At 72.0% G+C, this 14310-nt stretch carries 14 protein-coding genes; 8 read left to right on the forward strand and 6 right to left on the reverse strand.

From position 1 onward, the window contains the following. Window positions 1–242: 242 nt before the first annotated feature. The 5 genes from ABZ910_RS16880 (at window position 243) to mscL (ending at window position 4251) form a co-directional block, all read left to right on the forward strand. Window positions 243–1538, forward strand: coding sequence for an MFS transporter (locus ABZ910_RS16880; protein WP_361364913.1), 1296 nt, complete (start codon window positions 243–245; stop codon window positions 1536–1538). Between the two features lie 67 nt (window positions 1539–1605). Next, window positions 1606–1926, forward strand: coding sequence for an FmdB family zinc ribbon protein (locus tag ABZ910_RS16885; protein ID WP_361364915.1), 321 nt, complete (start codon window positions 1606–1608; stop codon window positions 1924–1926). 100 nt (window positions 1927–2026) lie between these two features. Then, window positions 2027–2860: an S-methyl-5'-thioadenosine phosphorylase gene (locus ABZ910_RS16890; RefSeq protein WP_361364918.1), complete on the forward strand. Its 834-nt coding sequence runs from the start codon at window positions 2027–2029 to the stop codon at window positions 2858–2860. A gap of 167 nt (window positions 2861–3027) precedes the next feature. Next, window positions 3028–3645, forward strand: a complete 618-nt coding sequence (locus tag ABZ910_RS16895) for a hypothetical protein (protein ID WP_361364921.1) — start codon at window positions 3028–3030, stop codon at window positions 3643–3645. 138 nt (window positions 3646–3783) lie between these two features. Continuing rightward, window positions 3784–4251, forward strand: coding sequence for a large conductance mechanosensitive channel protein MscL (gene mscL, locus ABZ910_RS16900; protein ID WP_361364924.1), 468 nt, complete (start codon window positions 3784–3786; stop codon window positions 4249–4251). A 112-nt stretch (window positions 4252–4363) separates the two neighbouring features. Here mscL and ABZ910_RS16905 read toward each other — a convergent pair whose 3' ends face one another. After that, window positions 4364–4540, reverse strand: a complete 177-nt coding sequence (locus ABZ910_RS16905) for a hypothetical protein (RefSeq protein ID WP_361364927.1) — start codon at window positions 4538–4540, stop codon at window positions 4364–4366. Between the two features lie 88 nt (window positions 4541–4628). Between ABZ910_RS16905 and ABZ910_RS16910 the strand changes: the two genes are divergently transcribed. The 3 genes from ABZ910_RS16910 (at window position 4629) to ABZ910_RS16920 (ending at window position 7898) form a co-directional block, all read left to right on the forward strand. After that, window positions 4629–5861, forward strand: a complete 1233-nt coding sequence (locus ABZ910_RS16910) for a low temperature requirement protein A (protein ID WP_361364930.1) — start codon at window positions 4629–4631, stop codon at window positions 5859–5861. A gap of 74 nt (window positions 5862–5935) precedes the next feature. Next, window positions 5936–6964 carry a P1 family peptidase gene (locus tag ABZ910_RS16915; RefSeq protein ID WP_361364933.1) on the forward strand — a complete coding sequence of 343 codons (1029 nt, stop codon included), beginning with the start codon at window positions 5936–5938 and terminating at the stop codon, window positions 6962–6964. A gap of 187 nt (window positions 6965–7151) precedes the next feature. Continuing rightward, window positions 7152–7898, forward strand: a complete 747-nt coding sequence (locus ABZ910_RS16920; RefSeq protein ID WP_361364936.1) for a DUF6227 family protein — start codon at window positions 7152–7154, stop codon at window positions 7896–7898. Between the two features lie 106 nt (window positions 7899–8004). On the opposite strand, the gene ABZ910_RS16925 is transcribed toward ABZ910_RS16920, so the two are convergent. The 5 genes from ABZ910_RS16925 to ABZ910_RS16945 form a co-directional block, all read right to left on the reverse strand. Beyond that, the gene (locus ABZ910_RS16925; RefSeq protein ID WP_361364939.1) at window positions 8005–10173 is read right to left on the reverse strand and encodes a fructose-specific PTS transporter subunit EIIC; all 2169 of its coding nucleotides are present in this window, start codon (window positions 10171–10173) and stop codon (window positions 8005–8007) included. A gap of 94 nt (window positions 10174–10267) precedes the next feature. Next, the gene (gene pfkB / locus ABZ910_RS16930) at window positions 10268–11215 is read right to left on the reverse strand and encodes a 1-phosphofructokinase (RefSeq protein WP_361364942.1); all 948 of its coding nucleotides are present in this window, start codon (window positions 11213–11215) and stop codon (window positions 10268–10270) included. Beyond that, window positions 11212–11973, reverse strand: a complete 762-nt coding sequence (locus ABZ910_RS16935) for a DeoR/GlpR family DNA-binding transcription regulator (RefSeq protein WP_361364944.1) — start codon at window positions 11971–11973, stop codon at window positions 11212–11214. Before ABZ910_RS16935 ends, pfkB begins: the two co-directional genes overlap by 4 nt. A gap of 112 nt (window positions 11974–12085) precedes the next feature. After that, entirely contained in the window at window positions 12086–12778 is a 693-nt protein-coding gene (locus ABZ910_RS16940; RefSeq protein WP_361365321.1) for a TetR family transcriptional regulator, read from the reverse strand. 461 nt (window positions 12779–13239) lie between these two features. Then, entirely contained in the window at window positions 13240–14268 is a 1029-nt protein-coding gene (locus ABZ910_RS16945) for a sigma-70 family RNA polymerase sigma factor (RefSeq protein WP_361364946.1), read from the reverse strand. Window positions 14269–14310: the final 42 nt, after the last annotated feature.

The raw sequence follows: 14310 nt of genomic DNA on the forward strand, positions 1-14310 counted from the left end.
GAGGGGCGTCGAGCGCGGCTTCCGGTGGCTTCGCGTACGGCTTCCGGAGTGCCCGTACGATGAAGGGACCTGATCGGACCAACTCTGCCTGACGCAGAGCTGGCGCGACCGTATGGCGGCCGGTACGCCCCCTTCCGTGGGCGCCGGTATCTACCGCAGTTCCGCGCAAGAGGACAGCTCTCGGCGCTCCCCGCCAAACAAGAAATGGGGCCGCGCTACCAGGCGGCAGAAAGGCACGGGCCGTGGTAGCCACGGTCACCACCGAGCCGTCGAAGAACACGGCGGCGCCGTCTCGCCCCGGATACGGACAACTGCTGCGCACCCGCGGCGCCTGGACGTTCCTGCTCCCCGGCTTCGCGGCGCGCCAGCCGTTCGCGATGCTCACCCTCTCCATCGTGCTGCTCGTACGGCACACCACCGGCTCGTACGGCGTCGCGGGCGCCGCGGCCGCGGTCACCGGGACCTCCATGGCGCTGTTCGCGCCGTACAGCGGACGTCTCGCCGACCGCTACGGCCAGCGCGCCGTGCTGATCCCCGGCGTCCTCGTCCACACGCTGTCGGCACTGGCCCTGACGGCGCTCGCGCTCTCGCACGCACCCCTGTGGGCGCTGTTCGCGGCGGCCGTGCCGACCGGCGCCTCGGTACCGCAGATCGGCCCCATGGTGCGCGCCCGCTGGGGCGTCAGGCTCCAGGACTCGCCCCTGATGGCCACGGCGGCGGCCTTCGAGTCCGTCACGGACGAACTGACCTTCGTCGTCGGCCCGCTGCTGGCGACGGCCCTGTGCACCACCGTGGCCCCGGCCGCCGGCCTGGTCGCGGAGGCCGCGCTGACGCTCGTCGGCGGTCTGCTGTTCGCCGCGCGGAAGAGCACGCAGCCACCGGTGACCGGCGGCAGCGGGCAGGCGCGCGTGGAGCACGTCTCCGCTCTGCGCGTCCCCGGGGTACGCGTCCTGGTGGTCACCTTCCTGGGCATCGGCTCCGTGTTCGGCGGCATGCAGGTCTCGCTCGCCGCGTTCAGCCAGTCCATCGGCGAACCCGGCATGAACGGCGCCCTGTACGGGACCTTCGCCGCGGGCAACATGCTCTCCGGCGTCGCGTGCGGCGCGATCGCCTGGAAGGCGGCCCCACAGCGGCGCCTCGTCCTCGGGTACGCGGCGCTCGCGCTCGCCGCGTCCGCCCTGTGGACCGCCCACTCGGCACTCGTCCTGGCCGGTCTCGGCCTGCTGGTCGGCATGTGCATCGCGCCCGCCCTGATCACCGGCTACACGCTGGTCGAGGGCCTGGTCCCGGGCGGGGCCCGCACCGAGGCCTTCACCTGGCTGACCGGGGCGGTCGCGCTCGGCCAGGCGGCCGCGGTCACCGTCGCCGGGCAGTTGGAGGACCGCCTGTGGAACGGCGCCGGGTTCCTGGTGCCGATGGCGGGCACCGTGCTCGCCCTCGCCACTCTGCTGGCGCTGCGGTCGATGCTGATCACGCGGGTTCCGACCCGTACCGTCACGCGTGGCGTGGGTCACCGCGTCGTCGTCCCGGTGGACTGATCCACGGGAATACGCCAAGATGGATCGTCGTTAGCACTCATCGAGTAAGAGTGCCAGGAGGAAGACAGTGCCCACCTACCAGTACCAGTGCACCGAGTGCGGCGAGGGCCTCGAGGCGGTGCAGAAGTTCACCGACGACGCCCTGACCGAGTGCCCCAGCTGCGCTGGCCGCCTGAAGAAGGTGTTCTCCGCGGTCGGCATCGTCTTCAAGGGCTCCGGCTTCTACCGCAACGACAGTCGCGGCTCCTCGTCGAGCAGCAGCCCGGCCTCGAAGTCGTCGAGCTCCTCGTCCGGCTCCTCCTCGTCTTCGTCGGACTCGAAGTCGTCGTCTTCGTCGTCTTCGTCTTCTTCGTCGTCGTCGAGCTCGGCCAGCAGCTCCGCCGCCTGAGACACCTCCCGCAGGCCCGGTCGTCGTCCCGACGGTCGGGTCTGCGGCGTTCCCGGGCAACGGCTCCCCCGCGTTTTCGCGGCCAGCTAATGTGCTGGTCATGGCGAACGCAGAGATCGGCGTAATCGGTGGCTCGGGCTTCTACTCGTTCCTCGAGGACGTGACCGAGGTCCAGGTGGACACTCCCTACGGAGCGCCCAGCGACTCACTCTTCCTCGGCGAGATCGCCGGCCGGCGGGTCGCCTTCCTGCCCCGGCACGGGCGCGGCCATCACCTGCCGCCGCACCGCATCAACTACCGGGCCAACCTCTGGGCACTGCGGTCCCTGGGCGCCCGCCAGGTCCTCGGCCCCTGCGCGGTGGGCGGCCTGCGCCCCGAGTACGGGCCCGGCACGCTGCTGGTCCCGGACCAGATGGTGGACCGTACGAAGTCCCGGTCACAGACGTACTTCGACGGGCTGCCGCTGCCCGACGGCACCGTGCCGAACGTGGTGCACGTGTCCCTGGCCGACCCCTACTGCCCCACCGGCCGGGCCGCCGCGCTGAAGGCGGCTCGCGGCCGGAACTGGGAGCCGGTGGACGGCGGCACGCTGGTCGTGGTCGAGGGCCCGCGCTTCTCCACTCGCGCCGAGTCCCTGTGGCACCAGGCGCAGGGCTGGTCGGTGGTGGGCATGACCGGTCACCCCGAGGCGGCTCTCGCCCGTGAACTGGAGCTCTGCTACACGTCGTTGACCCTGGTCACCGATCTCGACGCGGGAGCGGAGACCGGCGAGGGCGTCTCGCACGACGAGGTACTGCAGGTGTTCGCCGCCAACGTGGACCGGCTGCGGGGCGTGCTGTTCGACGCGGTCGCAGCGCTGCCGGACAACGCGGAGCGGGACTGCCTGTGCACGAAGGCGCTCGGCGGGATGGATCCGGGCTTCGAGCTGCCGTAGCGCTTCTGAGCTGCCATAGCGCTTCGGAACTCCTCGTTCCGGTGAGGGAGTTGTCCACAACCGGCCAGTAGCCCACGGGCTCCGGCGGGCTTCGGCGCGATGCCTCATCGTGGCATCGCAAGCCGATTCCTCGTCTCGTGGTCTTCTCGTCGCAGGTGGTGGCCGTGATGTCTCCCTCTCCCCTTGTCTCTCCTTCTTCGTCCCCCTCTTCTTCGTCCTCTCCGCTCCCCTCCCCGCTCCCGCTCGGCACCGACGCTCCCCCCACGCGCGAGGTCCCGCACTTCACGCCGGTACGGGTGCGCGGCGGGCGGTATCCGCTGCAACGGCTCGTACGTCACCGGAGGCGTGCCGTGGCCGCCGGTCTCGCCGTCACCGCTGCCGCGCTCGTCGCGGCCGGTCCGCGCGTCACGACGGACCCGCACCACAGCGAGGGGGGCCGTAGCGAGGGGGTCCGCGGTGAGGGGGCCCGCGGTCATCCCACGGCGGTTCCGGTACGGCGGCACGGAGCGGCCGACATGGTCACGGCACCGGTGCGCATCGCCGACGCCGCCACGGTCCGGCTGCTGCGGCCGGGCGACCGGGTCGACGTCATCGCCGCGGAGGATCCGGCGGCGGGCGGCGATGCCCGTGTGATCGCGCGCGGGGTGCGGGTGACGAAGCTGCCGGAGCCCCTGGACGGCGCCGCGGAGCAGGGTGCGCTGGTCGTGCTCGCGGTGCCCCGCTCCACCGCGGCCCGCCTCGTCGGCGCGAGCGCGACGGCACGGCTGGCGGTGACGCTGTGCTGAACACTCCGTGTCCCAATCTCGGCGAAACGTCGTCAAGTCGCTCGATCCAGCTAGCGAATTGGACAGGATGGCCTAGTGGTGCCGTAGGTTGCGGAGCGTTTTGTTCCACACCCTGTGCGTGCATGGAAAGGCCTCGAGGTGACCGAAGAGAAGGAACCGACTGTCTGGGAAGGCTTCAAAGCCTTCCTGATGCGTGGCAACGTCGTCGACCTGGCAGTCGCCGTGGTCATCGGCGCCGCCTTCACGAACATCGTCAACGCGGTCGTGAAGGGCATCATCAGCCCGGTGGTCGGTGCGATCGGAACGCAGAACCTCGACCACTACAGCTCGTGCCTGAGCTCGTCGTGCAAGGGCGGGGACGGCATCCAGCTGATGTGGGGTTCGGTCCTCGGCGCCGCACTCCAGTTCCTGATCACCGCCGCGGTGGTGTACTTCCTGATGGTCCTGCCGATGGCCAAGTACCTGGCCCGGGTGGAGGCCCGCAAGAAGGCGAAGGAGGGCACGCCCGAGGTCATCCCGATCCCCGAGCAGACCGAGGTCGACGTGCTCAAGGAGATCCGCGACGCACTGGTCGCCCAGCGCGGTTCGGGCCACGACGGAAGGTAGCGGCACTCCGGGCGAGCCCTGACCGGAAGGCACGGCCGGGCCAGAAGGAGCGACCGGCCCAGAAGCGATGGCCGGACCAGAAGGGATGGCCGGACCGGCGGCGGCGCCCGGGTCAGATGTGGTGGGGCGGCTTCTCGTCGAGGAAGCGCTTCAGGTCGGCGGCGCTGTCGCCGTCGCTCCGCTCGCCCCACCCGCGGTCCGTGTCGTCGGAGGACTGCTGGTTCAGCGGATCGTCGAAGATCAGCGCGGCCTTCGGGTCGCGCGGCTCGGGGGCGGGGGCGGTGCTCATGCGACAAGGGTACGGCCCGCCGCACCGAACCCGCCCCGGCCCGTCGCCGCACAGGATTTCGCCGCGGTTATCTGCTGTGCTGAGGGGCATGATGTCGAGTTCCGCCCAGGCCCCCGCCTCTCCTGGCGAGCACCACCCGTCCCGCCCTCTGCGCCGTCTCACCGCACGCGGGCGCAAGGAGGCACACCGGGTCTCCTCACCGCTCGAGCTCTTCTTCGACCTGTGCTTCGTCGTGGCCATCGCGCAGGCGGGCATCGCCCTGGTGCACGCGGTGGCCACGGGCCACGCGGGCGAGGGCGTCCTGAACTACGCGATGCTCTTCTTCGCCGTCTGGTGGGCCTGGATGAACTTCACGTGGTTCGCCTCGGCCTACGACAACGACGACGTGCTCTACCGCGTCGTCACCCTGATCCAGGTCGCCGGCGCCCTCGTTCTGGCCGCCGGTGTCTCCGAGGCGTTCGACCAGCACAACTACGTGGCGATCTGGCTCGGGTACGCGATCATGCGGCTGGCGATGGCCGCGCAGTGGCTGCGGGCCGCGAGATCGGCCGAGGGCACGGAGAGAACGATGGCCCTGCGGTACGCGGGTGGCGTGCTGCTGTGCCAGGTCGGCTGGCTGGGTCTCGTGGTCCTCCCGGAACCCGCCCGCGCCTGGGTGTTCCTGGTGATGGCGATCGCCGAGCTGTGCGTGCCCGCGTACGCGGAGAGGGCGTGCCCCAGCTCCTGGCATCCGCACCACATCGCCGAACGGTACGGGCTGTTCACGATCATCGTGCTCGGCGAGACGGTCGCCGCGGCCACCACCGCCGTGAAATCCGCCATGGCCGCACACGGCGCGCTCGGCGAACTGCTGCCGATCGCGGCGGGCGCCCTGCTGATCGTCTTCTCCGCCTGGTGGATCTACTTCGTGGCGCCCATCCACGGGCATCTGCGCTCCAACAGACAGGCGTTCCTGTGGGGCTACGGCCACTACGTGATCTTCGCGTCGGCCGCCGCGATCGGCGCCGGTCTCGAAGTGGCGGTCGAGCAGGTGGCCGGTCAGGCTCACCTCTCCACCCTGGCGGCCTCGGCGGCCGTGACCATCCCGACGGCGCTCTACCTGGTGACCCTCTGGGCGCTGCACTCGCGGCACTTCAAGGCGGGTGTCGTCCAGCAACTGCTGCAGCCGGTCACGGCGGCGCTCGTGCTCTGCTGCACCTTCCTGGGCGACTCGGCGGTGCTCGCGGCGGGCCTCGTGTCCGCGCTGTCGGTGGCGGCCGGCGTGAAGCTGACGGCACGCAACGCCGCGCGCGAGCACAGAGCGAGAGCGGCCGCCGCCTGACCGACCCCCGCCCGGACACCCCCGCCCGACCGCTCACCGCCCGACTGCCCCGGCGCTGGGACAGACTGACTGCCATGACAGTTGACGCGTTGACGGATGTCGCCGGAGTGCGCGTGGGGCACGCGACCCGCACCGGCGACGGCTGGCTCACCGGTACGACGGTCGTCCTCGCTCCCGAGGGCGGGGCGGTTGCCGCCGTGGACGTGCGTGGCGGCGGCCCCGGCACCAAGGAGACCGACGCACTCGACCCGCGCAACCTCGTGCGGAAGGTCGACGCGATCGTGCTCACCGGCGGTAGTGCGTACGGGCTCGACGCGGCGTCCGGCGTGATGGCGTGGCTGGAGGAACGGGGGCGCGGGGTACGGGTCGGGGCGGACCCCGCGCACGTCGTCCCTGTGGTGCCCGCAGCCTGCGTCTTCGATCTCGGACGCGGCGGCGGCTTCCGGGCCCGCCCCGGCGCGGACACCGGGCGGGCGGCGGTCGAGGCGGCCGCGGCGAGCGCTCCGGGCGCGCCGGTGCGGGAAGGCTGCGTGGGGGCCGGCACCGGCGCCGTGGTGGGCGGTCTCAAGGGCGGGATCGGCACCGCGAGCACGGTCCTCGGCTCGGGGATCACGGTGGCCGCGCTGGTGGTCGCCAACGCCGTGGGATCGGCGTTGGATCACGAAACGGGGGTGCTGTACGGGGAGTTGTTCCAGGGGCGCGTGGAGTACCCGGAGGCGGAGGTCCACCAGGCCGCGCGCGGGCGTCTCGCCGAGGCCGCCGCCCGGAACGCCCCGCCTCCCCTCAACACCACGCTCGCGGTGGTCGCCACCGACGCGGAGCTCTCGAAGGCGCAGGCGCAGAAGCTGGCCGGCACGGCACACGACGGCATCGCACGCGCTGTGCGCCCGGTGCACCTGATGAACGACGGGGACACCGTGTTCGCGCTGGCCACCGGTGCGCGCCCGCTCGACGCCGGGAACCCCCTCGCCCTCAACGACATCCTCGCGGCCGGCGCGGACCTCGTGACGCGCGCGATCGTACGGGCCGTACGCGCGGCCGAGCCGGTGGACGGGCCGGGCGGGAGCTGGCCGTCGTACGAGGAGTTGTACGGGGGGCGCTAGGCAAGAGTCGGGAAGGCAACATCCGGGACGACAAGGGTTTCTGACGGAACGTCGGAGCGTGTGGGAACTCCTGGTGCGGCCCGCGCGTTTTCGCAGCGTACGTTTTCTCGGTTCCCGGACATGATGTCCGACCGAGGGGCTACGGTATGCACCCACAAGGTGACATGCAGCAACGCCGGGAGAAGCCTTGAGCGTTCCGTACGAGACGGCTGCGTACGAACCAGCCGAGTCGCCCGAGTCTCCGGAGGAGCACCTCGCGCGGCTCCTCGGCCGTGCCCTGAACTCCTTCGAGCTGCCCGACGAGGCGATACGACAGCTCGACTGCGCGCTGGCGTACGACAGTTCGCTGCACTCCGCCCACCACAGTGCGGGGCTGCACCGCGAGACGTACCGGCACACCTGGCTGCTCGCCGACGGCTCGGCGATCACGCTCTGGGAGCTCGTCCACAACACGGCGCGCGGCAGCGACCCGCAGCACGAGGTGTACGTCGACGAGGAGGAGCTGCGCGCCGCGACCGCACGCCTGCCGCTGCCGCCGGAGACGCCGGACTTCGAACTGCCGGTGCTGGTCGAGCTGTCGTCCGTCCCCGAGTCGCGGCACGTGTACGTTCCGGACGACTCGGCGGACCACGCGCGCCGGCTGCTGCGCCGCGCGGAGAACCCCGACCGGCCGGACGCGGAGACGGCCGCGCTGCTGACGAAGGCGTTCGCGCACCAGATCACGCAGGCCTTCGGCCGCCCGGGCCGGGCGGGCCGGACGGGACTGCCGTTCTCGCTCTACGAGCACGCGTTCCTGCTGCGCGACGGCAGGGAGGTGTCGCTCTGGGAGGTCGAGCACACGGCGACGCCCGACGGGCGGCACATGTGCGAGGTGTACGTGACGGAGGACGCGGCCCGCGACGCCATGGAGCGGCGGGCCGCACGGCAGGCATGACGCGCGTAAGCCCTGAAGCTCTGAAGCCCTGAGGGGCGAGAGCCTCAGGGCTTCAGAGCTTCAGGACATCGGCACGCGTAGTGACGCGCGTGTCGGCGGGGTGCGCCTACGCCGCAACCGGCTGCTTCGCTCCCGTCCCCGGCGTCGCCTGGCCGGCCGTCGCCTCGGCGGTGGCGGTCTCCGGGGCCGGCTTGCGCATGCCCTTGAGGATGACGACGAGTGCCGTGGTGACGCACACACCGGCCGCGACGGCGAGCAGGTAGAGGAACGGGTTGCCGATCAGCGGGACCACGAAGATGCCGCCGTGCGGGGCGCGCAGGGTGGCGCCGAAGAGCATCGACAGGGCGCCGGTGACCGCGCCGCCGACCATCGAGGCCGGGATGACGCGCAGCGGGTCGGCCGCCGCGAACGGGATCGCACCCTCCGAGATGAAGGAGGCGCCCAGGACCCAGGCGGCCTTGCCGTTCTCGCGCTCGGCGTGCGTGAAGAGCCTGCCGCGCACGGTCGTGGCCAGGGCCATCGCCAGCGGCGGGACCATGCCGGCCGCCATGACCGCGGCCATGATCTTCATCGCCGAGTCACTGGGGCTGGCGACCGCGATGCCCGCCGTGGCGAAGGTGTACGCGACCTTGTTGACCGGGCCGCCGAGGTCGAAGCACATCATCAGGCCGAGCAGGGCGCCGAGCAGGATGGCGTTGCTGCCCGTGAGGCCGTTCAGCCAGTCGGTCATGCCCCGCTGGGCGGCGGCGATGGGCTTGCCGATCACGACGAACATCAGGAACCCGACGATCGCCGAGGAGATCAGCGGGATCACCACCACCGGCATGATGCCGCGCAACACCCCCGGGATGTTCACCTTCTGGATCGCCATCACCACGCCACCGGCGATCAGACCGGCCGCCAGGCCCCCGAGGAAGCCCGCGTTGATGGTGAGCGCGATCGAGCCGCCGACGAAGCCGGGCACGAGACCGGGCCGGTCCGCCATGCCGTACGCGATGTAGCCGGCCAGGACCGGGACGAGGAAGTTGAAGGCGACGAGGCCGATCTGGAAGAACAGCGCGCCCCAGCTGCCGGACTGGGTCCACACGAAGTGGTCCATGACCGACGGCACCTTGTCGACCCGGTAGCCGCCGATCGCGAAGCCGATGGCGATCAGCAGACCGCCCGCCGCGACGAACGGGACCATGTAACTGACGCCCGACATCAGCCACTTGCGCAGCTTGGTGCCGTACCCCTCGGTGGAGTCGCCCGCCCGCTCGACCGGTGTGCCGCCGGGTGCGGCCGGCGCGGTCACCTCGCCGCGTGCCGCCTTCTCCCGGACCTCGGAGATCAGCGCGCCCGCGCGGTTGATGCCCGCCTTCACGCCGACGTCGACGGTGGGCTTCCCGGCGAAGCGGTCCTTGTCGCGCACGGGGACGTCGTGCGCGAAGACCACGCCGTCCGCCGCCGCGATCACGGCCGGGTCCAGCCGGGTGAAGCCGGCGGAGCCCTGCGTCTCGACGGCGACCTCGACGCCCGCGTCACGGCCGGCGTTCTCCAGCGACTCGGCGGCCATGTACGTGTGCGCGATGCCGGTCGGGCAGGAGGTGACGGCGACGATACGGAACGGGCGCTCGCCCGCGTCATCGTGGGTGCCGTCCCGGTCGGACACGGCCGGGGCCGCCGCCGTACCGTCTCCGGCGTTGCCGCTGCTGCCGGCACCACCGCTCCCGGCACTGCCCGTTGCGGCGCCGGCGGAGGCCGCCCCCGGCGCCGCAACGGTGTCTTCGCCTTCGTCCTCGGCGACACCGTCGCCCCCGGCCGCGCTCTCCGCCACGCCCTCGGCCGAAGGCGTCTCGTCGCCGCGGATCAGCGCGGCCGCTGTCCGCCCGTCGGCCGCCGACCGCAGCGCGTCGGTGAACTCGGTGTTCATCAACTGCCGTGCCAGCGACGACAGGATCGCCAGGTGGGCGTCGTCGGCGCCGGCGGGAGCCGCGATCAGGAAGACGAGGTCGGCGGGGCCGTCCGCCGCGCCGAAGTCGATTCCGGCGGCGCTGCGTCCGAAGGCGAGCGTCGGCTCGGTGACATGAGCGCTGCGGCAGTGCGGGATGCCGATGCCGCCGTCGAGGCCGGTCGGCATCTGCGCCTCACGGGCGGCCACGTCGGCGAGGAAACCCTCCAGGTCGGTCACCCGGCCCGAGGTCACCATGCGCGTGGCGAGGGCGCGCGCCGCCGCCTCCTTGGTGTCGGCGGACAGGTCGAGGTCGACCAGGTCCGCGGTGATCATGTCGCTCATCGCGGGCTCCTTCGCACGCGTATCGCCCCGGGGGCGGGGTGGGCGGGAATGGGGACGGAGGTGCTGTGAGTGAGTGGCGGGGCCGGACGCACGTTCATGACACCGGCTCCGTCAGTTCGCGGTTCACCGGGACCGTTGCCGTGATCGTCACCGCGGCCGGGTACAGGTCGGCCGGGGTGGGCATCACGCTGCCGGGCAGCCGCACGGCGGCCGCACCGTGCGCGACGGCGGAGGCGAGCGCCTCCGGGCCGCTGCCGCCGGCGATAAGGAAGCCGGCCAGGGACGCGTCGCCGGCGCCGACATTGCTGCGTACGGCGTCGACGCGCGCGTTGCCGTACCAGGTGCCCTCGCCGTCCACGAGCAGCTGCCCGTCGGAGCCCAGGCTCGCGAGCACGGCGCGCGCGCCCATCTCGCGCAGCTCCTCGGCCGCCTTCACCGCGTCGCCCACCGTCATCAGGGGGCGCCCGACGGCCTCCGCGAGCTCCTCGGCGTTCGGCTTCACCACCTCCGGGCGCTCCCGCAACGCCGCCAGCAGCGCGGGCCCGGAGGTGTCCAGCGCGATGCGCGCACCGGCGGCGTGCGCCCGCGCGACCAGGTCGGCGTACCAGGCGGGCGCGAGCCCCCTCGGCAGGCTCCCGCAGCAGGCGATCCAGTCGGCGTCGCGCGACTGCGTGCGGACCGTCTCGAGGAGCAACTCCTGCTCGGTGTCCGACAGTTCCGGACCCGGCGCGTTGATCTTCGTCAGTACGCCGTTCGCCTCCGCGAGCGCGATGTTCGAGCGGGTGGCACCGGCGACCGGCACCGGCGCGACCTCGATGCCCTGCGCGTCGAGCAGCTCCGCGACGAGCGCTCCCGGCGCGCCGCCCAGGGGCAGGACGGCGACCGTGCGCCGACCGGCGGCCGCGACGGCGCGCGAGACGTTGACTCCCTTGCCGCCCGGGTCCATGCGCTCGGCGGTGGCACGGTTGACCTCTCCGTGCTCCAGCGACGGAACCTCGTACGTGCGGTCGAGGGACGGGTTGGGGGTGACGGTGAGGATCATGCGCGTACTACTTCCGTGCCGCCCCGCTCGATGGCGGCGGCGTCTTCGGGGCTCAACCCGCTGTCGGTGATCAGCAGGTCCACGTCGCCCAGGTCGGCGAAGCGGGCGAAGTGCTCCTGGCCGTGCTTGGCGGAGTCGGCGAGGAGGACCACGCGGCGGGCCGCGGCGACCGCCGCCCGCTTGACCGCCGCCTCGGCGAGGTCGGGGGTGGTCAGACCGTGCTCGGCGGAGAAACCGTTGGCGGCGACGAACAGCACGTCGGCCCGGATCTCGCCGTACGCGCGCAGGGCCCAGGCGTCCACGGCGGCGCGCGTACGGTGCCGTACCCGACCGCCGACCAGGTGGAGCTGGATGCCCGGATGGTCGGCGAGGCGGGCCGCGATCGGGAGGCTGTGCGTGACGACGGTGAGCGACGCCTCCAGCGGGACGGCCCCGGCGAGGCGGGCGACCGTCGTACCGGCGTCGAGGATCATCGTGCCGTCGGTGGGCACCTCGGCGAGGGCCGCCTTGGCGATGCGGTCCTTCTCGTCGGCGGCCGTGGACTCGCGTTCGGTGAGGTCCGGCTCGAAGTCGAGGCGGCCGGCCGGTATGGCACCGCCGTGCACCCGGCGGACGAGGCCGGCGCGGTCGAGGGCCTTCAGATCCCGGCGGATCGTCTCCGCCGTGACCTGGAACTCCTCGGCCAGCGAGAGCACGTCCACCCGGCCTCCGTCACGGGCGAGCCGGAGGATCTCCTGCTGCCGCTCGGGTGCGTACATGTCCGTTTGCCTCCGACTGATGCCCGAACCTGTGGTTTCACTCAGAGGCTACGCCTGGATTTCCGCGAAGTAAACAGGTTCGGACTCACTTCGGGCATGAACAGACTTCGGGCTAAGGCTGATGCACCTCCCGTCCCTCTTGCGCCTCTCGCGCCTTGCCCGCCCCTGCCACCCCTTCGGCATCTCCGGCGTCCCCCACCTCTCCCGCAGCGCCCCAGGAGAACCCTTGCAGCGCCCCGAGGTTGCGCAACGCCAGTGCCGTAGGCCCCTCCGGGCCGCAGGCTGCGGCGTCGGTCATGGACCAGGATTCGACGGCGACCCGTACCGCGGCGCCGGCCACCGCGGCGGTGAAGCGGAGTTCCGGGGTGACCCCCTGATCCCGCGCCGGGTCCATGGCAACGTTGTCGCGAGCGCGAGCCGCCAGGATCTCCGCCAGGTCCTGTTCCGACGCCTGGCACACCTCGGCCCACACCTTGCGCAGTCCGGGACTCGTGTGGGCCAGGCGTACGAGGGTGCGGACCCACTCCCACAAGGAGGCTGAGACGCCGACGGACGGCGTGAGGGTGTGACGGACGGCGTACTCCAGGGCCTCCGGCGGCGAGAAGGTCGCGGGAGCCTCGCGGAGCGCCTCCGCCCAGCGCCGGGCTCCCGCCGCGTAGAGCGGGGCCACCGCCTCCTCCTTCGTGGCGAAGTAGCGGTAGAAGGTACGCGGTGCGACGCCGGCGGCCCGGGCGATGTCCTCGGCCCGGGTGGCCTTCAGGCCCTGGCCGGCGAAGAGGCCGGCCGCGGCCCGGGCGATCTCCATCCGGGTCTCGGACTTGCGCCGCTCGGTCAGTGACACGGCGGGAAGTTGCTGGTCGGAGGCATGGCCGGGGGGTTGGGCGGCAGGCTATGCAAATGTGACAGAATCTGCCATCCGGTGGGCCACCCCGGAGTTCAGGTACGGGGTGGCCCACCGTCCCTTTCCTTCGCGTCTCGCGTTCCCTCGCGAAAAGGACGCCGGGCGCAAAGAAGCCGGGCTCCGGCGCCCGGGGGGGGTGAGGCGCCGGAACCCGGCTCTGGGAAGGTCCCGGCGCCGGGGGGGAGTGCGACGGGACGTGGCTCAGGGGTGTGGCGGGGCCGGTAGGAGTGCCGTCCCGGACCCCGAACTCCTGGGCCCTGAAGGGTTGTTCCCGGGGGCCCACGAGTTGAAGCGGCGGTACCGCGCCATGTTTGCGCCGTCTTCCGCCACCCGGCGTACGCGGGAGACGGAAGACGTGGACCGCCTTACGCCGCCGCGTCGAATCCGGTGTCGCGCGCGAGCTTCTTCAGTTCGAGCAGCGCGTGCTTCTCGATCTGGCGGATGCGCTCGCGCGTCAGGCCGTGCTCCTTGCCGACCTCGGTCAGCGTGCGCTCGCGGCCGTCCTCGATGCCGTACCGCATCTTGATGATGGAGGCCGTGCGCTCGTCGAGGCGCCCGATCAGGTCGTCGAGTTCCTCGCTGCGCAGCAGCGTCAGCACCGACTGCTCCGGAGAGACCGCGGAGGTGTCTTCCAGCAGGTCGCCGAACTGGGTCTCGCCCTCGTCGTCCACCGACATGTTCAGCGAGACCGGGTCACGCGCCCAGTCGAGCACGTCGACGACGCGCTCCGGCGTGGAGCCGAGCTCGGTCGCGATCTCCGCGGGCTCCGGCTCACGGCCGTGCTCCCGGTTGAACTCGCGCTGCACGCGCCGGATCCGGCCGAGCTCCTCGACCAGGTGGACGGGCAGCCGGATCGTGCGGGACTGGTCCGCGATCGACCGCGTGATCGCCTGACGGATCCACCAGGTGGCGTACGTCGAGAACTTGAAGCCCTTGCGGTAGTCGAACTTCTCGACCGCGCGCACCAGGCCGGCGTTGCCCTCCTGGATCAGGTCGAGCAGGGGCAGGCCGCTACGGGGGTAACGCCGCGCCACCGCCACGACCAGGCGGAGGTTGGAGCGGATGAAGACGTCCTTGGCCCGCTCACCCTCGGCGACCAGGGCCTCCAGCTCGGCGTGAGTGGCGTCCGTCCCGGACTCCACCTCGCCGTCGAGGACCTGCCGCGCGAACACACCCGCCTCGATGGTCTGGGACAGCTCGACTTCCTTGGCGGCGTCGAGCAGCGGCGTACGCGCGATCTCGTCGAGGTACATGCCGACCAGGTCGCGGTCCGCGATCTCGCCGGCATGGGCGCGAACGGTGCTTGCCGAGTCGGCCGTCTCTCGCCCAGAACCGAGAGCCTGGGAGGTTCCCCCACGGGCGGACTTACGACGGGCGACGGCACGGGTTGCCATGCGTACTCCCTTGCAATGGTGGACTAGCGGGTGGCTCCAGCG

The sequence above is a fragment of the Streptomyces sp. NPDC046805 genome (genome assembly GCF_040645355.1).
Lineage (GTDB): Bacteria > Actinomycetota > Actinomycetes > Streptomycetales > Streptomycetaceae > Streptomyces.

Excerpts from the sequence above, each read along its gene's own strand:
- ABZ910_RS16890 (WP_361364918.1), top strand. The coding sequence starts at position 2,027 with ATGGCGAACGCAGAGATCGGCGTAATCGGTGGCTCGGGCTTCTACTCG.
- ABZ910_RS16895 (WP_361364921.1), top strand. The coding sequence starts at position 3,028 with ATGTCTCCCTCTCCCCTTGTCTCTCCTTCTTCGTCCCCCTCTTCTTCG.
- ABZ910_RS16905 (WP_361364927.1), bottom strand. The coding sequence starts at position 4,540 with ATGAGCACCGCCCCCGCCCCCGAGCCGCGCGACCCGAAGGCCGCGCTG.
- ABZ910_RS16910 (WP_361364930.1), top strand. The coding sequence starts at position 4,629 with ATGATGTCGAGTTCCGCCCAGGCCCCCGCCTCTCCTGGCGAGCACCAC.
- ABZ910_RS16915 (WP_361364933.1), top strand. The coding sequence starts at position 5,936 with ATGACAGTTGACGCGTTGACGGATGTCGCCGGAGTGCGCGTGGGGCAC.
- ABZ910_RS16925 (WP_361364939.1), bottom strand. The coding sequence starts at position 10,173 with ATGAGCGACATGATCACCGCGGACCTGGTCGACCTCGACCTGTCCGCC.
- pfkB (WP_361364942.1), bottom strand. The coding sequence starts at position 11,215 with ATGATCCTCACCGTCACCCCCAACCCGTCCCTCGACCGCACGTACGAG.
- ABZ910_RS16935 (WP_361364944.1), bottom strand. The coding sequence starts at position 11,973 with ATGTACGCACCCGAGCGGCAGCAGGAGATCCTCCGGCTCGCCCGTGAC.
- ABZ910_RS16940 (WP_361365321.1), bottom strand. The coding sequence starts at position 12,778 with ATGGAGATCGCCCGGGCCGCGGCCGGCCTCTTCGCCGGCCAGGGCCTG.
- ABZ910_RS16945 (WP_361364946.1), bottom strand. The coding sequence starts at position 14,268 with ATGGCAACCCGTGCCGTCGCCCGTCGTAAGTCCGCCCGTGGGGGAACC.